General features: G+C 41.1%; 14 protein-coding genes and 1 pseudogene. 9 read left to right on the top strand and 6 right to left on the bottom strand.

The window, feature by feature from the left end; translation table 11 throughout:
- Positions 1 to 6: 6 nt before the first annotated feature.
- Entirely contained in the window at positions 7 to 465 is a 459-nt protein-coding gene (locus H6G86_RS24155) for a hypothetical protein (RefSeq protein ID WP_190936453.1), read from the bottom strand.
- Here H6G86_RS24155 and H6G86_RS24150 point away from each other — a divergent pair.
- From H6G86_RS24150 to H6G86_RS24140, 3 genes and pseudogenes are all read left to right on the top strand, one after another.
- A pseudogene (locus tag H6G86_RS24150) lies at positions 456 to 641 on the top strand (Uma2 family endonuclease); the annotation flags it as partial. The gene H6G86_RS24155 and the pseudogene H6G86_RS24150 sit on opposite strands and share 10 nt — an antisense overlap.
- Positions 642 to 749: 108 nt before the next feature.
- Complete coding sequence (locus H6G86_RS24145) at positions 750 to 1,694, top strand: fatty acid desaturase family protein (RefSeq protein WP_190936452.1); 945 nt, start codon at positions 750 to 752, stop codon at positions 1,692 to 1,694.
- A 158-nt stretch (positions 1,695 to 1,852) separates the two neighbouring features.
- Positions 1,853 to 3,100 (top strand): bifunctional sterol desaturase/short chain dehydrogenase, encoded by a 1,248-nt coding sequence (locus H6G86_RS24140; protein ID WP_190936451.1) that lies wholly within the window; start codon positions 1,853 to 1,855, stop codon positions 3,098 to 3,100.
- 120 nt (positions 3,101 to 3,220) lie between these two features.
- Here the strand turns inward: H6G86_RS24140 and H6G86_RS24135 are convergent, their stop codons facing one another.
- On the bottom strand, positions 3,221 to 3,556 hold the full coding sequence (locus H6G86_RS24135) for a XisI protein (RefSeq protein WP_190936450.1): 336 nt from the start codon (positions 3,554 to 3,556) through the stop codon (positions 3,221 to 3,223).
- A complete protein-coding gene (locus tag H6G86_RS24130; protein ID WP_190936449.1) occupies positions 3,544 to 3,960 on the bottom strand; it encodes an element excision factor XisH family protein in 417 nt (138 codons plus the stop codon). The genes H6G86_RS24135 and H6G86_RS24130 overlap by 13 nt, the downstream gene beginning before the upstream one ends.
- A gap of 133 nt (positions 3,961 to 4,093) precedes the next feature.
- On the opposite strand from H6G86_RS24130, the gene H6G86_RS24125 reads away from it, so the two are divergent.
- A complete protein-coding gene (locus H6G86_RS24125) occupies positions 4,094 to 5,554 on the top strand; it encodes an AAA family ATPase (protein WP_190936448.1) in 1,461 nt (486 codons plus the stop codon).
- Positions 5,551 to 6,390, top strand: coding sequence for an HNH endonuclease (locus tag H6G86_RS24120; protein WP_190936447.1), 840 nt, complete (start codon positions 5,551 to 5,553; stop codon positions 6,388 to 6,390). The genes H6G86_RS24125 and H6G86_RS24120 overlap by 4 nt, the downstream gene beginning before the upstream one ends.
- A gap of 100 nt (positions 6,391 to 6,490) precedes the next feature.
- Here the strand turns inward: H6G86_RS24120 and ahcY are convergent, their stop codons facing one another.
- Positions 6,491 to 7,768 carry an adenosylhomocysteinase gene (gene ahcY, locus H6G86_RS24115; protein ID WP_190936446.1) on the bottom strand — a complete coding sequence of 426 codons (1,278 nt, stop codon included), beginning with the start codon at positions 7,766 to 7,768 and terminating at the stop codon, positions 6,491 to 6,493.
- 392 nt (positions 7,769 to 8,160) lie between these two features.
- Between ahcY and H6G86_RS24110 the strand changes: the two genes are divergently transcribed.
- The 4 genes from H6G86_RS24110 to H6G86_RS24095 all read left to right on the top strand — a co-directional run bounded on the left by H6G86_RS24110 (position 8,161) and on the right by H6G86_RS24095 (position 15,618).
- Positions 8,161 to 9,834, top strand: coding sequence for a DUF8459 domain-containing protein (locus H6G86_RS24110; RefSeq protein WP_520448990.1), 1,674 nt, complete (start codon positions 8,161 to 8,163; stop codon positions 9,832 to 9,834).
- A 432-nt stretch (positions 9,835 to 10,266) separates the two neighbouring features.
- Entirely contained in the window at positions 10,267 to 13,608 is a 3,342-nt protein-coding gene (locus H6G86_RS24105; RefSeq protein ID WP_190936445.1) for an efflux RND transporter permease subunit, read from the top strand.
- A 252-nt stretch (positions 13,609 to 13,860) separates the two neighbouring features.
- On the top strand, positions 13,861 to 14,298 hold the full coding sequence (locus H6G86_RS24100; RefSeq protein WP_190936444.1) for a DUF6918 family protein: 438 nt from the start codon (positions 13,861 to 13,863) through the stop codon (positions 14,296 to 14,298).
- A gap of 408 nt (positions 14,299 to 14,706) precedes the next feature.
- Positions 14,707 to 15,618: a M23 family metallopeptidase gene (locus tag H6G86_RS24095; protein ID WP_190936443.1), complete on the top strand. Its 912-nt coding sequence runs from the start codon at positions 14,707 to 14,709 to the stop codon at positions 15,616 to 15,618.
- 566 nt (positions 15,619 to 16,184) lie between these two features.
- Here H6G86_RS24095 and H6G86_RS24090 read toward each other — a convergent pair.
- Entirely contained in the window at positions 16,185 to 17,768 is a 1,584-nt protein-coding gene (locus H6G86_RS24090; RefSeq protein WP_190936442.1) for a mechanosensitive ion channel family protein, read from the bottom strand.
- Between the two features lie 620 nt (positions 17,769 to 18,388).
- Complete coding sequence (locus H6G86_RS24085; RefSeq protein WP_190936441.1) at positions 18,389 to 20,617, bottom strand: bifunctional diguanylate cyclase/phosphodiesterase; 2,229 nt, start codon at positions 20,615 to 20,617, stop codon at positions 18,389 to 18,391.
- Positions 20,618 to 20,646: the final 29 nt, after the last annotated feature.

The following is a 20,646-nucleotide window of genomic DNA, read 5'->3' as shown; positions in this document are numbered from 1 at the left end:
TAATCACTAACTCTTGACTCCCTTCATTTTAGAGGGGAGTTTTTTATGTATCATAGTTTTTTTTGTTAGTTCACTTTCATTAACTTGTCCATAATTGCGATCGCAAATCCACAGCCTCCAAACATCGAAGAGCCATAGTGTGACACTTGAGATTGAAGAAAGTAGAATATTCCCTACAAGAGCTAGGTTAACGGAGATAAAAGGTGGATTCATCCGGTTCAAACACTCGTTAACGGAGATAAAAGGTGGATTCATCCGGTTCAAACACTCGTTAACGGAGATAAAAGGTGGATTCATCCAGTTCAAACACTCGTTGACGGAGATAAAAGGTGGATTCATCCAGTTCAAACACTCGTTGACGGAGATAAAAGGTGGATTCATCCAGTTCAAACACTCGTTGACGGAGTTGAAAGGCTGAACAAGCCTTTGAATTGCAATATGCTTAGAATAAGTTTTTTTCTCCATTGGGTGGTCGGGAATTTATTGGCAAACCAAAACAACCTACTATCTTGGTTTGCTGTTTAGAAGAAGGTGAGTATCTAATTAATAAATTTCGAGGTAATGACCGTATCCAATCACCAACTTTCCCAGAGTTGAATTTAACCGCAGAACAAATTTTTCGTGCTGGTATAGTCAGCTAAATTCACAGCGTCTATTAAAATTAGATTAGAATTCAGGAGTCAAGAGTCAGAATTGAGAAGTTAGAAGGCAACCCACGCGCAACTATTCACGCCGACCTACTTAAAATTATGTCTGACGCAATTATTGAATCTGAATTATTGGATGACAAAGCTGATAAAGAGCAAAACCGCTCTCAGATTCTCAGTGTACAGGAGTTAAGTGTTCTAAACGATCGCTCCAACTCCAAAGGGCTAGTTCAACTGGCTTTGCACCTCACAGTCATGATTTGCAGTGGCTACCTGTGGGGAACAAACTTTGGTAATTGGTCACTGGCTATACCAGCACTGGTAATCTATGGCTTCAGTCTGGCTTCCATGTTTGCACCGATGCACGAATGTGTTCACAGAACGGCTTTTGCCAACAATCAATTAAATGAAGCTGTAGCTTGGTTTTCCGGCTTGCTCTCATTTTACAACAGCACATTCTTTCGTCGTTATCATAAATGGCATCATCGCTACACTCGCGTTCCTGACAAAGATCCCGAACTAACCGATCTCAAACCGAGTAATCTGGGTAACTACTTGTTGATAATTAGCGGTTTACCGTGGTGGTGGGGTAAAGTAAGCGGGCATTTTCAGGTGGCGATTGGTCAATTTGACGATTTTCCATTTGTGCCAGAAGCCGCACGAGCCGAAGTTATTCGCTCTACTCGATGGCAATTAGGTATTTATGTAAGTGCGATCGCAATCTCAATACTATTTGGTCAGCCTTGGTTTTTCCTGTATTGGCTGCTACCCCTGTTTATCGGTCAGCCGATTCTCCGTTTCATTCTGCTAGCAGAACATACAGGTTGCACTCTTGACGCTAATCTGCTCACAAATACGCGCACAACCCTAACCCTTTGGCCTGTAAGATTTTTTATGTGGAATATGCCATTTCATGCAGAGCATCATTTGTACGCATCAATTCCCTTTCACGCTCTGCCAAAAGCAAATCAGCAATTGAGCCAACACTTTACCCACATTGAACCAGGTTATGTGAAAGTCAACTGGGATATCTTAACTAATTTCTAATTGGGCATGGTTATTCTCCTTGATTTCCCCATTTCCCCATTTCCCATTCCCCCTGCCCCATTCCCCATTCCCTTTGATTTTAATTTGCTCTAGACTCGACCTTAACGCACCTTTGTCAGATCATGAAGAATGATTAATAAAAACGAGTATAGACAAATATGATAAAAATGCTAGCTGAAAACTTGATGGGAATTGATGCAAGATTACAAATTAATTGGGTTTGGCTAAATGCCAGCGTACAGTTTGCTAGCTGGGCACTTTTTTCACTCTTACTTGCTGAGGTCTTGAGAGACACTTATCATGCTTTGTGTCACCAAGTCAATTGGCTTGCTAAATGGCACAACAAGCACCACATGGCCTATCGCCGAGATTTATCGATAGTTTCCCTGAAAATTTACCAAGAATCGCAACTCTATCACGACATTTTAGAATCGAGTCTACTGCTGGTGGTGTTGGTAGCCGTTGCCTTGATTGTCCAACAATGGGGGTTATGGCTGGGAGTAGCTTATGGTTCCACCTTCTTGTATGGCGCGTCTGTGCGGTATTTCCAGGGAAAAATTGATACAGACTACAACCATCTACCCGGCCCTTTAGAGACAATTCCATCCATTTGGTGGGTAAATCGTTCTTACCATTGGCGGCATCATTTTGATGATGTCAACGCTTACTACAGTGGTGTCTTTCCTTTAGTTGATAAAATCCTTGGTACAGGGCTGTCTCTCAAGGGGAAAACTATCGCTTTAACCGGAGCATCAGGAGCGTTAGGGCAAGCTTTGGCGGCTGAACTGGTAAAGAATAATGCTAAAGTCGTGGCATTAACCACTAATCCAGAAAAATTAGTAGAGCAAGTTGGGGTAAAGGTGGTTCCTTGGCAGTTGGGTAATGAAGCCGAACTAAGGAATAGTCTAGAGAAAGTAGATATTTTAATTATCAACCACGGAATCAATGTCTACGCCAGCCGCACATCGGAGGCTATCAACTCTTCTTATGAGGTGAATACCTTTTCAGCATTGCGGTTGATGGATATATTTTCGACAACTGTAACAGGGCCACAAGCAAAAGCAACCAAGGAAATCTGGGTAAACACTTCTGAGGCTGAGGTTTCTCCCGCGCTGAGTCCGCTTTATGAACTCAGCAAGCGATCGCTAGGTGATATTGTTACTCTCAAGCGTTTAGATGGGGATTGTGTAATTCGCAAGTTAATTCTTGGCCCGTTTAAGAGTCAACTTAATCCCTATGGTGTTATGTCTGCACAGCAAGTTGCTCGTGCCATCTTATTTTTCGCGCGGCGAGACTTCCGAAATATTATTGTGGCAATAAATCCTCTCACCTACCTTCTGTTTCCCTTAAAAGAAACTAGTACATCGCTATACTATCGAGTCTTCAGTCGAACAGCGAAAAGTTAATAATTGCCAGATTATAAGCCAGTGACTATTTCAAATAGTTTAGGATCTTAGACTTGAGAACCTACAACTTTCGTAGGGTGCGTTAGCGACAGCGTAACGCACCTACTAAATTACACTTAATTAAGTAACTGCAAATTCAGTGTACTGTCTAATATCGACTGGTTGGAAGGCGAGAACAATTTGATTTTTAGGAATACCAGCGTTAACAAGTTCATTGGCTATACCGTATTCTGTACCGTCTCTTTGAATCCAGATTTTATCGTTAATGATGTCAATATGGACTAAGCAACCATGCACCCGTTGATTATTTTCCCAGCCTAATGTTAGTAGTAGGTAATGGTTAGCGGTTTGGTCTATAATTAGTTGTCTTTCTAGTTCTCCATAAGCGTAGGGTAGTTGAGCGTATTCGTTTAATATTTTTTGAATGATTTGGCGATAATTATCTAAGGTATCCATTGCAGTACCACCTCTCGTTTTGAGTCGAAGACAAGTAAACAAAGGCGTTGATTTTCTAATAATATTTTACCAATTGGTTCTTGAAATAGTTCTGAGTAGGTTTCTTGACGGATAGCCAGATACAAGCGACGGCAAGGTTCTAACCGAGTAAGAATATCGTAATATAAGATATATTGCCCTAAAGCATTTTCTAGGTCAGTGACTGGAGAAGCACCTATAAAGCTTTTAATTTCGACTGCTATTTTCTCTCCGCTTTTTTCGGCGGCTATGAGTTTTTCTGCACCTAAGTCTATATATAAATCTCTTGTACCCCATTTGAGAATAAATGGATCTTTGGTGATTTGCCAACTATCTTTTTCTAGGGCATTTCTAACGGCATTATGGTAAATGTCTCTAGCTGGCATAGGTGTAAATTTATATTACAATATGTACTAGCACAGTTTTTAATTTTTGTTTCGTATAAAGGCGCAGAAATTATTGACTTTAATTATATAAAATGCATAAATAACGTAACTCCTAATTACTTATTCTTTGGCAATGAAATTTTATAAATTGCAACCAAGGCGAGTCAGCGGCAAAAAACCGCCACAAAATGCCGAATATCCATGTGTTGTACTATTCTATGATAATTGGGATGATTATGGATACAAGACTTCTTTTGATATGCATTATTATGATGATAATGCTAATTTGCAATTCAATAAAAGTATAAAAATCTTGCACATAAGTGAAGACGATACTAATATACGTCAAATATTTGATTCATTAGATAAAGATTATGTCTCTCTTGGGCAAGATATGGAATACTATATCAATCTAAAAAACTTAGGTGAATCAATATACCATCAAATATTAACTGCTCTTAATGATATTGTTTACTGTAAATTTAATATAGACGAGCTTGAACAACTCCCTGGATTTCGTATTTCGTTGTTAAGGTTTAGTGAAGCAGAAAAAGCTTTCAATGAAGCCGGAATTATATTTAGAGATGAAGAAAGTTTCATTGAAGCAAAAAACTTTATATTTAATTTTTCATGTACGGTACCAGGTGCATTAGCAGAACATAGACTTGATTTTGATTTTTCACAAAATGAAACAGGACTATACAGAATTACAGCAATTATTGGTAAGAATGGAACTGGAAAGACACAAGTACTTGCAAATTTTGCTCATTCCATGAGTGGACTAAAACGAAACTCAGGAACATTTATGCCAGCACGTCCGAGCTTTAGCAAAGTAATTGCAATATCATATAGTGTATTTGATGAATTTGATCGTCCTCCAGAAACTCATCTTACTTTTAGTTATAAATATTGTGGTATTAGAGAAAATGATCGGCTTCTTAATGCTCAACAAATTCGTAGCAAACTTGTCAATGCAATTCTTCAAATACAACAAAATAGCCGCTTACAACAGTGGACTAAAATTATTGAAGCACTTTTAGATACAACAATTGATATTGAAGAGATAACAAACACTACTGCTGACTCTAATTTACTATTCTATGAACGTTTAAGTTCAGGACAACGTATTCTTGCTTTAGTTATGACTGAAGTCATTGCAAATATTTCAGAAGAATCAATTATACTATTTGATGAACCAGAAATCCATTTACATCCTGATGCAGTCGCTTCAGTCGCTAGAGCATTTCATATACTTTTAGAAGCATTTAATTCTTATGCTATTATTGCTACTCATTCACCTATCATTCTACAAGAAATCCCTGCTAAATGCGTCAGAGTTTTTAGAAAGCAAGGTAATTATCCAATTGTTAGCCAGCTAGGAATTGAGTGTTTTGGTGAAAATTTGACAACTATAACAGATGAGGTTTTTGAGACATCAGAAGAGCGTAATAATTACCGTACCCATCTTAAAAACCTATCGAAAACTTATAGTTATGAGGAAATAATTGAATTATTTGATAGGCAGTTAAGCCTGAATGCTAAATCTTTTTTACTCTCAATTTATGAAGACAAAATAGAGGAAGATTATGTATGAGGAAATTAGTTCCATCTTCATTAGAACCGCATCAGGTATTTAATGATATAGCTTCAGCTAAAAGATTAGAAAGAGGAGAAAGTTTGAAAAGAATAGCTCCAGAAATCTGTAATTATTATAAAATTTATTGTGATTCTATATCTGACCTTTCAGTAATGTATCGAATAGGTTTTACCGGATTAGAGAAAGAAGATTTAGAAGATTGTTATTTAGGTAAGACAAATCCACTGAATAGACTTTTGGCTGATATTATAGAGTCACAGGATTTGCCTATACGTAGTCAATGTCAGTACTGTGGGATGGGTTCTGCTAATACATTTGACCACTATTTGCCAAGAAGCATTTTTCCCGAATTTGCAGTTTTCTCTTTAAATTTATTGCCTTGCTGCGATACCTGTAATAAGCACAAATCTAACGTATTTATTAATAATTTAGAAGGCAAAAGACAAATAATCAATTTATATTATGATAATTTGATATCTGAGCGTTATTTAAATGTTTCTATTTCTTACAATGATGATGTCCCAATTGCAGAATATTCTTTAATGCAAACAAGTGGTATTTCTGATAGTCAATTTTGTTTAATCAAATCACATTATACTAAATTAAAATTGCTAGAAAGATTTCGGAAGCGTTCACCAGAAGTATTATCAGAAACACAATCTAGTATTAAAACACACATAAAAGCAAAATCCATTGAGCGAGTGAGACAATTTTTATTAGAAGAAGCTGAACGTTTAAGGGATAGATTTTCCAACAATCACTGGAAAGTAGTATTGCATGAAGGAATGGCAAACAGTTCTAAGTTTACTGAAGGTTGTTGTTTAACTCAATAATTAAGTACATCTGATTGGAAGATGAGTAATTGATATTTTACTAATAAAAAAAGGGATAAGCCCAAAAGCCTATCCCCAAAAAAATCAATTAATCAATGTATCAAGTTCCACTTGTCCAAGAATTGATGTACTCAATTTGATCAGCAGTTAGGCTATCAATCGTGATACCAATAGCCTGCAACTTCAACCGAGCAATTTCCTGATCGACTTCAACAGGGATTGAGTGCAAACCAGGTTGCAATTTACCTTTATTCTTCACCAGGAATTCACAAGCCAAAGCTTGGTTGGCAAAACTCATATCCATTACCGCGCTGGGGTGTCCTTCAGCCGCAGCTAGGTTAATCAAGCGTCCTTGTCCAAGAACGACAACTGATTTACCATTTTTCAATTTGTACTCTTCGGTGAAAGGACGAACTTCCTTGATTTCCTTAGCTTGTGCAGCCAAGTATTTCAAATCAAGTTCCAAGTCAAAGTGACCGGAGTTACAAACGATCGCACCGTCTTTCATCACATCGAAGTGTTCACCGCGAACGACGTGCTTGTTACCAGTCACAGTAATAAAGATATCACCTTGGGGTGCAGCTTCTGCCATTGGCAGGACGCGGAAGCCATCCATTACGGCTTCAATTGCCTTGATGGGGTCGATTTCGGTGACGATGACGTTAGCACCCATGCCACGGGCGCGGAGGGCTGTACCTTTACCACACCAGCCATAACCGACGACGACAATGTTTTTACCAGCCAACAAAATATTTGTGGCGCGGATAATGCCATCTAGGGTTGATTGCCCAGTACCATAGCGATTATCAAAGAAGTGCTTGGTATCAGCGTCGTTGACGTTGACTGCGGGGAAGGTGAGAACGCCTTCTCTAAACATGGCGCGTAACCGCACGATACCGGTGGTGGTTTCTTCGGTGCTACCAATCAAATCAGCGATTTGGTGTTGGCGTTCTTGTACCAAAGTTGCAACCACATCGCTACCGTCATCAACAATGATGTTGGGGCGATGATCTAAAGCTATTTGGACGTGGCGGTTATAAGTTGCGTTATCTTCGCCTTTTTGAGCAAAGACGGGAATTTCGTGATCGAGGACGAGGCTAGCGGCTACGTCATCTTGAGTTGATAAGGGGTTGCTAGCAATTAAAAGCGCGTCTGCACCACCGGCTTTCAGAGCGATCGCCAAATGTGCTGTTTCTGTTGTAATGTGGGCGCAAGCTACAAGGCGTAAACCAGCGAAAGGCTTTTCAATCGCAAAGCGATCGCGAATTTGCTTCAAAACTGGCATTTCGCGTCCAGCCCATTCAATGCGCTGTCTTCCCAAGGCAGCTAGGCCGAGGTCTTTAACCTCGTGCTTTAATCGGGGAGAAGTTGCGGTCATCAAAAGTTACCTCAAAAAATTAAAAAAGTTACGTAAATTTTACGCACCCTACTAGGTTATTGTACAACTTGCGATTTTGGCTTGAAAGAAAGCAAATCACTCGTCAATAGTCCTGAAAACTAGCTTGACGTTTGATTACCCTAATGTCAACTTCATCGCCAGGTTCTTCCCTTTTGTTTTATCTTTGGTAAGAGTAAGACTCTTCTAAGCTTTGCTTGCTGATTCTAAGTACATTGTCATCTATCTAAAGATAGAGGACAAATAAAACAACATCGAACTTTCATCATCTAAAGAGAAAACCTCAACTTTAGATAAGTACATTTACTCAAAGTAATTGCGGAGGATGGTTATAGAAGTAGTCAATAGTCAATTGTTTTCAAGGAGGTGTTTGAGTGCGTTTTCAATTTTTGGCGTTGGCTTTGCCCGCCGTAGGCATCGCTAGTTCAATGGCCATAGCCGTTGTACCTATAGCAAAAGCCACAGCCCAGATTCCATTTTTACCTCAGTTACCAGCTCCCAGCACTGTGAGTAATGATTCAAACGATCGGCTTGTCACAGGCTGGATTTATTTAGATGGTCGGCGGTTATTTCAAATCGCAGCATCAAAAGCCAACTTCCCTGAGCGTTCAGAAGATATCCAAAAGAAGTTGGAGAAAATTAGCCAAAATTACATTCAATCACCAGCAAAAACAGCAGTCAAGGTAGAAGTTCGTAAAGTAAACGACTTACCAGTAATTTATGTCAACGATCAATACCTGATGACGATCACTTCTGAAGATGCTGGATTGCGAGAGGTAGATATATCGACATCGGCAAATCAAATCGCGGAATCGTTACAAGAAGACTTGCAACAAGCAAAGCAAGAAAGACAAACTCAATTTTTAATCAACCAAGGTAAAATTGCTGCGGGTACAGGACTGGCAATGATTATCATGAGTTGGGGGATATATAGTTGGCAGCGCCGTTCCAAAAAAGATTCAGTACAGCCCATTGCCTCCCAACCTCTTAGATGGCCCCTAAACTCCCCAATTTCTCCAGCAGCAGCCCAACCAATTACAACACAACTAAATCAACAGCAACATCGGCATATCCAAGAAGTCAAAAGACGATTGTTTCAGCTAACTCAAGCTGGAATTTGGGGTAGTGGAAGTTTCTTTATCTTGGGTCTATTTCCCTACACACGACCATTTCAGCTAGGGATTCTCACAGCTGCCCAATTTCCTTTGCGATTAGGTGTTGTGTTCTTGGGAACTTATGTAGCAATTCGTCTTATCTACGCCCTTATTGACCGCTTCACCACCACTCTAATTAGCAGTGGTGCTTTACTGACTCCAGAAAGTTCAGAACGGCTGCAACTGCGAGTTTCCACATTTTCTGGCGTGACTAAAAGCATCGCTACTGGTATCTGCATAGGAGTAGGCTTTTTGCTAGCGCTGGTGTCATTGGGGATAGATATCGTTCCCTTGCTAGCGGGTGCGAGTTTGGTTGGTGTTGCATTGTCTCTGGCCTCGCAAAACCTAATTAAAGATGCGATTAACGGTTTCCTGATTATCTTAGAAGACCAGTATGCTTTAGGCGATGTGATTAATGTGGGAGACGTAGGAGGCTTAGTAGAAAATTTGAATCTGCGGATGACCCAACTGCGGGATTCTGAAGGGCGCTTGATCACCATTCCCAATAGTGAAATTAAAATTGTTGCCAATCTTTCCAGTCGTTGGTCACGAGCCGATTTAACGGTTCCCATTGCCTACCAAGCCGATACAGAACACGCTTTAAAGTTGATTGAAACAGTTGCTTTCGAGATGAATCAAGAAATGCAATGGCAGCGTCAAATTTTGGAACCGCCCCAAGTTTTGGGAATAGATCAATTTGGCGATCGCGGTTTGATTATTCGTGTATGGTTTAAAACACAGCCCCTGAAGCAATGGGATGTAGCACGGGAGTTCCGCCGTCGCCTGAAAGTCGCCCTAGACAAAGAGGGAATCTCTATTTCTGTACCTCAACAAGCGATTTGGGTCAATGACGATCAGTTGTTAAATTCTCAAGGTAATGGCAAATCTCATTAGAAATTTGGCTTCATTACCGCATTTTTCAGTTGATTAGACCAAATTCTGTCCTATTGCCCCTTACAAAGGGGCTATGGTGTACACACAAGTCCGGGACTTACGCAAACAATCGCTGAAAAGAAAGATTTTCTTCTTAGGGCAATTCATGTAGACGCAGAGCTGTGAGCCAGTCCGGTGGACGGCTTCCCCGGCATAAAGGAACTGGCGTTAGCGTAGGTCTTCCCGTAGGGTATTGCCCCCTGAGCGTATCTAGTTTGGCGTAAGTCCCAAAGTTGAAAAAAGCTTGATTTCCCCTTGAGTCAGCAGCCCAGACCTATGTATTCTCATACGGAGTATGGGAAGGAGAAAATATTTAACATGAAACCTTAATAAATTCTTATATTAATAAAAAGCCACTCTGTCCGTAACCAGAATTAAACTGTTCCTGGATTTATGTTTGTCAACACCTTTATCAAACGTCCAGTCTTAACTACAGTCTGTACGTTTATCATCTTGCTGCTGGGAAGCATCTGTATTCCCATCCTGCCAATTTCTCAGCTACCGGATCTCGCCCCGGTGCAAATCACCGTTAGCTCTAACAATATTGGTGCGGATGCTCAAACAACAGAAAGCAGTGTCACCAACATTATCGAGCGACAAATTAATGGTGTTAAAGATGTATCTTATATATCCTCTAACACGGGTAATGATGGTTCTAGCAATATAACTGTCTCCTTCCCAACTAATGTTAATAGCGATATTGCTCAAGTAAACGTTCAAAATAAAGAAGCACTTGCTTCACCTCAATTACCAGATACTGTTCAAAGAACAGGTGTCACCGTTGAAACTGCATCAAGCAGTCTCCTTCTGGTTTATGGGTTTTACTCAGAAAATAATGAGTATGACAACATTTTTATCAGTAATTATGTCGATCTGTATATTCTCGATCAGATCAAACGGCTTCCTGGTGTAGGAAGTGCTAGGGTTTTTGGGGAACGCAAATATGCCATGCGTCTTTGGCTCGATCCCAACAAGCTTGCCCAACACCAATTAACTCCTCAAGATGTGACAACTGCCCTGCAACAACAAAATATTCAGGTGGGTGCAGGGGCGATTGGTAAGGAACCAGCACCAGATAATCAAAGCTTTGAATTTGCTTTACGGGCAACCAGTCGATTTAAAGATGCGGCTGAATTTGAGGATATGGTGCTGAAGGTCAGTCAAGGTGGTACTAATAGTACTACTAATAGCACTACCAATGGCACTACCAATGGCACTACGAATAGCACCTTAGTTAAAGTCAGAGATGTCGGTCGAGTTGAACTAGGAGCAGAAAACTATCTTGCTGATGCCAAATTTACCATCCCAGGAAATGCTCCCAAGGCAGCCGTGGGTTTGGGGATATATCAACTTCCGGGTAGTAATGCCTTAGATGTTGCTCATGCTGTTGAAGAGCAGATTGTAGCGCTGGAGAAGAATTTTCCACCGGGACTAAAAGCACAGTTGGCATTTGATACCACTCCATTTGTGGAAATTTCTTTAGAAGAAGTTCTACACACTTTGGTTGAGGCGATTATCCTGGTGGTCTTGGTAATTTTCGTCTTTTTGCAAGATTGGCGTACCACGATCATTCCTACTGTTGCGATTCCCGTTTCCCTGATTGGGACATGCGCGGCTCTCTTGGTTTTAGGATTTCAGATTAATACACTGACCTTATTTGGTTTCGTTTTAGCGATCGGGATCGTTGTTGATGATGCCATTATTGTAGTGGAGGCAGTTGCAGTCAAACTGGAGCAGGGCATGAGGCCCTTTGAGGCGGCTGTCGAAGCGATGAAGGAGTTGACTGGGGCAATCATTGCCACTTCACTTGTACTGATGGCGGTATTCATTCCCGTTGCATTCATTCCAGGCACTACAGGGATTGTCTACAAACAATTTGCGTTAACCGTTGCTTGCTCCATTGCCATTTCCACCTTCAATGCTTTAACATTCTCTCCAAGTATGGCAGCCATCCTCATGCGCCCTGCTCAGACTGCACGGGGCCCTTTGGGTTGGTTCTTTACGCAATTTAATCGGGGATTTTCTTGGTTCACGCGGCGATATGTCGGGTTTGTTAGCTACCTTACCCATGTCAAGCCGATTGTAATTGGGGTTTTCATTACTGGTTTGGTAGCAACGGTTTTAATGTACAGAGCAGTTCCTACCGGGTTTATTCCAGAGGAAGATCAGGGTTACTTCTTTGTAATTGTCCAAGGGCCAGATGGGGTTTCTTTGAAGTACACCGAATCTGTTATGGATCGGGTTGTCAAAGAAGTAACATCGGCTCCCGAAGTTAGAGCTAGTTTTATGATTAGTGGCTTTGGTTTCGATGGTAATGCTTCTAATTTAGGTATTGCCTTTGCTAACCTGAAACCCTGGAAAGAAAGAGCTAAAGAATCTGAGTCTGTCTATGGCATACTTCAGAGGCTGAACAAAAAACTCTCAACAATTACAGAAGCTAGAGCGATCGCAGTGAATGCTCCTCCGGTTCGAGGGTTAAGTACTACAGGTGGTTTTGAGTTTATCATTCAAGACCGAACTGGAAGTGCGCCGATTGAAACCCTAGTTGAGACTGCTCAAAAATTTATTGCAGCCGCAAATAAAAAGCCTGTTTTACAACGAGTTTTCACTCAGTTCACCGCAGATACTCCCCAATTTGACATTCAGGTAAACCGCAACCAAGCCAAAGCTCTCAATGTGGAGATTAACGACATCTTTGGAGCGTTGCAAACTTACTTGGGATCGCAATATGTAAATAACTTTGTCCAAGGACAGCGACAGTATCGAGTATACGTCCAAGCAGATGGGGTTTTTCGCTCTAATCCAGATGATATTGGCAAACTCTATGTTCGCTCTGCAAACGGGGCGATGATTCCGTTGAGCAGTTTGGTGAAAGTTACTCCCTTTGTGGGGCCAAAAACCGTCTCCCATTACAACTTGTACCGATCAATCAAAGTCCAAGGCGCTCCTGCTCCCGGTTCTAGTTCTGGAGAGGCGATTAAAGCGATGGAGCAAGTAGCAGCAGAGGTCTTACCTCAAGGATTTGGTTATGAGTGGACAGGGACTTATCTCCAGGAGAAGACATCAGGGGGAGCCACAGGCTTGATTTTTGCTTTAGCGATCGTTATTGTCTTTCTGGTGTTGGCGGCTCAATATGAAAGCTATGTTGACCCAATTATTATTTTGCTGACAGTTCCCCTAGCAGTTTTGGGAGCGATGACGGCGATTTGGCTACGTTCCAATATTTTCATGGCAGGTAGTCTCTTCCCCAAAGTAGTGGATGATATCTATTGTCAAGTGGGTCTAGTAACTTTGATTGGTCTAGCTGCAAAAAACGCGATTTTAGTCGTGGAATTTGCCAATCAGCTGCATGAGCAAGGTATGAGCTACACACGCGCGGCGGTGAAAGCGGGACAAGAACGTCTGCGACCCATCTTAATGACTTCTTTTGCAGCGCTGTTAGGATTTTTGCCCTTGGTGATCTCTCAAGGGGCTGGAGCCAGTAGCCGTTGGTCTTTAGGAACAGCGCTCTTTGGAGGGTTGCTGCTTTCCACGTTCTTGAGTTTGTTCTTGGTGCCAATTTTGTATATCTTAGTCAAGACCCTAGCTCAGTCCATATTTTCTCGGAAGCGATCGGGTGGCTCAAAACCTCCAGATTATCCTAATGAAGCTTCAGGATCTGAACATAAGGCTTTACCTGCTGGCTCAAGTCAGCCAGAGACACAACTCAGGTCTCAGCAGGACGGGATAACCTAATTTTTACCATCCTGTCTCTTTTCTGCCAACTCTACCGTGTAAACGCAAGGCTTGCTTTAATTCCCTCCTTAAAAAGGAGGGTTAGAGAGAATCAAGCCTTAACTCAAGCCTATTGCACTATGGACGAAGCCTTCAGTAGTGAGAAAGTGATGTTCATAACATCCTCTAACTCTGATACCATTTTTTGTAATTTCCTGCTTGCTAAAAAAGTTAGTCGAATAGAAATTAAGTACTGAGATAAGGAAAAGTGAAATGGGACTTAACGAAGGACTTTTGAACCCGACCAAAAAAGCGATGGTCGTAGATGAATGTTGCAACATGATAGAAGTACAGCTTGCATCCAAGTCAGGTATGAGCGGCATCGCTTTGAAAACTGCCTTTGCTGCTCTGAAAGGAGTCAAGCCAGGGTATATCCCCTACGTAGTTGAGCAGATCCTGCCGCAGTGCCTCACCGCACTTGATCCCATCTGGAGCGAAGGTGTACAGAAAGGTGATCCAATTGGACACCTGAGTGCAAACCGCTCTCATACGGCAGACGCGCTACTGGGTGTAACTGATGCTAGAGTCAAGAGTGCCAAGCGCCAAATCGTGCGAGGAACCTATGAAAAACTTCGCGGTTCAGCCAAAAAGCACGTAGAAGAAGCTATTCCAGACTTAGCCAAAGTAATCGATAATTATACTAAGGTTTGAGGCAGAAGGCAGGAGCAATATTACTAATAGGATTCGACCCCTCCTAAATTGAAGCCACTGAACTCTCGTAAGAAAGCAGAAAGCTGACACAACATTGGGGGTCTGAACCCAAAACTCTAGCAATTGATAAACGTATGCCCCATTCGATGCGTCGATAACTGGCATACGGAGCAGATATTAGACATCTTCGAAAATAAATGTAGAGACGTAGCAGTGCTACGTCTCTACAAGGCTTCTGGATAAAACATATTTGATTTCTGGAGATGTTTATGTAGTTCTAGCACGAAAGTGTCTGGCTAAGGTCTTAAAAATAACATATCTGCTAAACTTCCTGATATTTTCCGAGTTAGCTTGAAACAGCAAATAATCAGAAACTATCTGAATTATTGTTTTAATAGGCTTGCAATTATGAAAAAACTTACCGTTTTTCGATACCGCACTTATGGACTAATTGGTTTAATTTCCTTAACCGCCGTATTAAGTACAACTACATCTGCCCTAACACAGTTAGCAAGCGATTCCCCAATTGGGCAAACTCCTATCCCCGCTTCTAACTTAATCTGGCCGACTCAAGGGTTTATTTCTCAAGGCTTTCGCAAATATCAACATGAAGGAATTGATATTGCAGGGGCATCTGGAACCCCAGTTGTTGCTGCTGCATCGGGTACTGTTGTAAAAGCAGGTTGGGATAATTGGGGGTTAGGCAATGCCATAACTATTAAGCATCTTGACGGTAGCACTACTGTTTATGGTCACAATCGCCGTTTGCTGGTAAGCAAGGATCAACAGGTCATTCAAGGTCAAATTATTGCTGAGATGGGATCTACAGGCAATAGTACAGCACCTCATCTCCATTTTGAAGTTCATCCAAATGGTCGAATAGCAGTTGATCCCCTTCGTATATTGACATCTTTAACTGCAAGTGTTTCCCCTGCTTCTACAATTCAGCAAGTGGATAACCCGAACCGCCCAGTCTTGACACCCCCCATAGCAAAGCAAGTTTCACCTTCATTGCCTCCAATGGGTTTTGCACATATAAGCAGTGATACTAATTGCAATGGAGTTACCATTATTGATGGTGAAACTGCAAATATTCGTGTCAAGGTCTGTGAAGAAAATGGCCAATTATTTTATATTGGGCGGTTGAAGCAAGACCCAAGCAAGCCTATAAAAATACCAGCTTTGAATATTGGTAAAGGCAGATATCGAGCAGATAATGGTAGTTTTTATTATTTAGTCAGCCCTGAAAGAGTGGAAGTTTGGCGAAATGGCGCTCAAATACGTTCTGACAAATTTTATACTTTTACTCAATCACCATAAAGTTTAGTATTCAATGTTTGACTATGGCTTGAGTTGATCAATTTGCTCAGTGATTCCATAGTTATCTATATATTGCTGTAGAACTATCAGAAACTATTGTGATGCTGGGCTTGATTTTTGTTTAAGTCCCGTTAAAAGAGATAACCAGGGCGTAGGATGTCACTTATGCTGCTGACAGGGATATGTTCAACTTAACCAGATTTACGTTTGATAATTATCAATCGCATTTGGTCATAAGTAATTTCCTATCGCTCTGGTGCTTGTTTGGCGGTGAAGTTTCGCCAAAAGTATAAAAGTAAAGGGCTTTCCAAGCCTATAACAATCATTACTGTTGTGCTGTATGAATGGACACAATTTTTGCTACCTTTCAAATTTCTTCAAGCCTGACATCACACCCAATACTTGTCGGTTAAGGGGAAAAGGGGAAGGGGAAAAGGGAAAGAAAAAACCTTTAACCCTTTCCCTTTAACCTTTTCCCCAAACCCAATTCTGAGTTCAAAATCCAAAACCCGAGTAGTATTGACATAACACCAACTTGCAATGCTTGTTAAAAATAAACTGCCAAATTAACCTTCAGCACTTTCGGCACGGATGGGAATTACAATTCCTTCGCGCAGTAGTGCATCTGTAAAAATCTTTCGAAGAACGCGTTGAATCTGAAGATGTTTTCCTGGCTTCACCTTCGTTAATGTCCGCAGCAATAAGTTAGACTCTCCAAGGCTTTCTACTCCATCTATCTGTGTACCTTCGAGTACATCTGGATCGTTTGTTTTTAACTGTTGTCCTACCTCCTCAATCACTTTGTACACATGAGCTAAGTTGGAATTATAGGGCACACCAACTTCGACTACTGCAAAGATATACTGTTTAGAATAATTGGTAATTGACCCAATATCTCCATTGCGAATAATCTGCAATTGACCATTGGGATGTCTAATACGAGTGGTTCTGAGTTCAATTGCCTCAACAACACCTTCGACAACTTTCTCTTCGGCTTTCCCAGCCTCAATATAATCACCCACTAAGTAGTAGTTTTCAAACAGAATAAAGAAGCCGCAGACTATATCATTGATCAGTGTCTGTGCCCCTAAACCTACGGCTATACCGACAATACCAGCACCTGCAAGTATAGGAGTTGGGTCAATGTCAAGAGTATAGAGAATAGAGATAATAGCAGCAAAGTATACAAAATATTGTAAGAAACTACGAAAAAGAGGAACGAGTGTCAAACGTCTACTTCTTTGAATATCAGTTAGATTCCGGTCTTTAAACAGCACCTCTTCAACAAGTAAGTAAACGACCTCAAACAACACACGACTAATGAAGATGATGCCGATGATCTTGATGATTCGCGGGCCAAAAGCTGCAATATTGGCGATTAACTGCACCTGTTGAATCACTAATGTTGCCATGCAGACATAAATTACAAACTCCAGACACCGCTTTAAAAAGGGTATCAGGTGTCGGAGGCGATCGTAGAATCTCAAAAGGTTATCAGGGTTGGAGTATCTGACACTGAGCGCATCAAGAAAATCAACTACCGCCGCGGCTGCTTTGAGAATCAGCAACCCGACGGCAATAATTAAATAGATTCGCAGTGCAATGTACAAATATTCCGAAACCGTTGCTGGCAATTTGAGAAACTGGGCGCACAAAATGACAGCCCACAGCCAGATTCCACCACTAATTCTGTGATAGAGGGCGTTAAAGAAAGCATCAATACTTTCATCATCGGCGGTATTTTTTTCTAAGTTCTTGGCGCGAGTGCTAGCTACCTTCAGCCAATATTTCAGAAATTTCAGTGCGATCGCGGCTAATATGAAAGTGCCAATGCTCTGAGCTATGCCAATTCCCAGAGTTATCCAAAATCCTGATGGAATACGCTCAAGCATTGCTATAGTGTATTGTTGAAGGTTTTCGCCACGATAAACTAGATAACCATTAGCACCCACAATCAAAATACATGACACCAAGCAAGCAAGTAACAATAACCCTGTGATGTTCCGACGCAAGGTTTTGATACTCCTATCTTCGCTCTTTAATATAGAGGTCTTTGTAAATAGCTTGAATAACCTGCTTACAAACCAGTTCAGTAATAAAAAAACAAAGATTACAAGGCTGACTTCAGCTAAAATGATTAATATATTCATACGCGATCGTAAAACTTAAATAATGTAAGAATGTAAGCGTTTTATTATCAAAACCTATTGAGAGATACCTTGATATCTCTATAAGATAGATGATAATTATTTCATATAATCATCTGTTGTCAAGCTATTAACATTTAAATCACTTTATATTTAAGTGATGATTTCCAAAAAGCCTTTAAGGAAGATATTTGTGTAATTTCGGTTTTAAGAGTTACATAAATCACCTTTAACTTGAGCATACTTAAGTGTATGTTCATTGATAAGCGATCCAATTCCAGGACTTATACCAATTTTAAAAAAGAATCCAAAAAGAAAGATTTTCGGGTAGGGACAATTGAATTACCCCTACTGCATATAGTTTTACGTAAGTTCTAAATTCATATTAGTTATCAGTGAACACTGGTTTAAGCTGCTTAAGCGTAGCCTGTAGCAAGCTGTTAATTAACCGGAATAAACTACATATACCAAAATACATGAAGTAGGAACTGAGGACTGGAAAATAATATTTTTTACTCAGTAATCTCAAGTCAAATGGGTGGAAATAAAGCAAGCTATATTAAAAAATATAAATTGACTACCCCTTTAGATGTAGTTATACAGCAGAGGAAATGAAACTGGTACTAAAGGAAAGATTTAGGCTCAATATCCTGACAGTTTATCTGCACCACACAATTTCTTCCTTGTGCTTTTGCCTGGTAGAGTCCCTGGTCAGCAGCAGCAATTAAGGTTGCGGGAGATAATTGGCTATGAGGAGTGATGGTTGCCACACCAAGACTTAGAGTGATGAATTCGCTAACCTGAGAATGGGGATGAGGCATTTTTAATGCACTAATATTGGTCTGAATATCTCTTGCAACTGCAATGGCCCCTTCAATATCAGTATTCGGTAAAATAACTGCAAACTCTTCTCCACCATAACGAGCGACTAAATCAGCAGGGCGTTTAACTGTCTGAGAGATTACTTTGGCAACCTGTCTAAGGGCATCATCTCCTGCCAGATGTCCATGTGTATCGTTGTAAAGCTTAAAGTAATCGACATCGCACAAAATCAAAGATAGCGAATCTTGCTCTCGTGCCAACCGTTGCCACTCTGTGTTGAATGTGTCATCAAAGCAGCGTCTATTTCCCACTTGGGTCAGACCATCCGAACAGGCAAGGCGCTGTAATTCTTGGTTTGCTTGTTGTAATTGGTGGTAAAGTTCTGATTGCTGAATAGCGATCGCAGCTTGTCCTGCTAACTGGTTAAACAAGTTAATCTCCGATTGCTGCCATTGTCTGGCATTACGGCATTGGTGAGCAATTAATAGTCCCCACAAACGCTCTTTCTGCAATATAGGCACGACAAGGTTTGCCCGGATTTGCAAACTCCGCAGGAGGTCAACATGACACGGCGATAATCCGGCAGTTTCAACATCTTCGATCGCTCTGGTGTTACCTTGTTGAAAGTAAATTGCACGGGTAGATTGAAAGCACGTGTCCATAACGTGAAATCCCAGAATGGACATACACTCTTCTGCTAAGGATTCTACAGCTACTAACCCACTCCAGTCTGGCTCAAACTGGTAAATTATTACTCGGTCTACCTCAAACAGTTGCCGCACTTCGGCTGCTGTGGTTTGCAAAATCTCGTCTAACTCTAACGATTGTCGAATGCGCTGCGTCACAGCTGCGACAATTCGCTCGGACTCATTTTGGTGTTGGACATGGCGCTTAACCAGCTTAGAATCTGTCGATGCTACATTGAACGCGATCGGATCAAAGTGAGGGGTTGTAGTGATAGGCACTGCACTAGGTTTAGCAATCAAATAGCCTTGAGCAAGATTTGCACCTCGTTCTCGCAGCCAGTTCAGTTCCTCAATACACTCAATTCCTTCAGCAACCGTCTGGATGTTTAACTTTTGAGTAATCTCTAAAAGCTTCTCGGTAATCGAAGCTTTGTAAAGGTCTTGATGTACATCTCGAATTAACTCCATATCCAGCTTGATAAAGTCTGGACGTAACTGATGCAGCAAGTTTAGGCTGGAATAGCCAGAACCAAGATCATCAAGAGCTACTAAAAATCCAGCATCTCGATAATATTTAAGCACTGCCTTGAGATGGCTTAAATCTTGAGGATTGTCTGATTCCACAACTTCAAAAACAACGCGATCGTGCGAAATTTCGGCAGTATCAATTGCCTCTACTGAACTACTTAGGCAAAAAGCTGGGTCATAAAGTGACGTTGGTGCAAAATTGATGAAGATATGCCCACTCACTTTATACCGACTGAATTCAGTGATTGCGCTGAGGCGAGCAACTTGGTCGAGTTGTGGTATTAGTCCGGCTTCGGTTGCTAACTCCACAATTGGTGTCGGTAGCATTAAATTCCCTTCTTCATCCAGTCCCCGCAAGAGCGATTCATATCCAAAAATCTCCGATGTATCGTTAATTGAGACAATTGGTTGAAAGTAACTGGTGAATCGTTCCGTTGCCAGCATTTCAACCAGCCAGTCGGATTGGTTCAACTTAATGAAGCGTTGTAATGAGGCTATGTCACTAAAATCATGTAGTTGAGGTTGGATATTACCTTGAATGAAAAGGACTTGCGTCTCTTTTAATTCTCTAGGTGCAAGTAGTTTGGCCAGATTACGGGCAATTTTTATGGACTGTCCGGCTTTACACTTCAAACTCAAACCTGGTCGCTCGTGCATCAATTCATACTCAAGGCCAAGCTGCTGTAGGTAGGAGGTGACTTTTTTGAGGGTATGTGTAACAGGGAACCAGAGAAAGAGCCTGCCTGCCTCCTTAGTCTGGCAGCGTGCAACATTGCGACAAGCACAGGTTTTGGAGATAGAACATATCTGGCTCATAGCTAACTACTTTGTTCAATCAAATTTAT

It is taken from the genome of Nostoc sp. FACHB-133 (genome assembly GCF_014698055.1).
Taxonomy (GTDB): domain Bacteria; phylum Cyanobacteriota; class Cyanobacteriia; order Cyanobacteriales; family Nostocaceae; genus Nostoc.
Note: the sequence above shows the minus strand (reverse complement) of the source record. Positions and strands in the feature narration are given on the sequence as shown.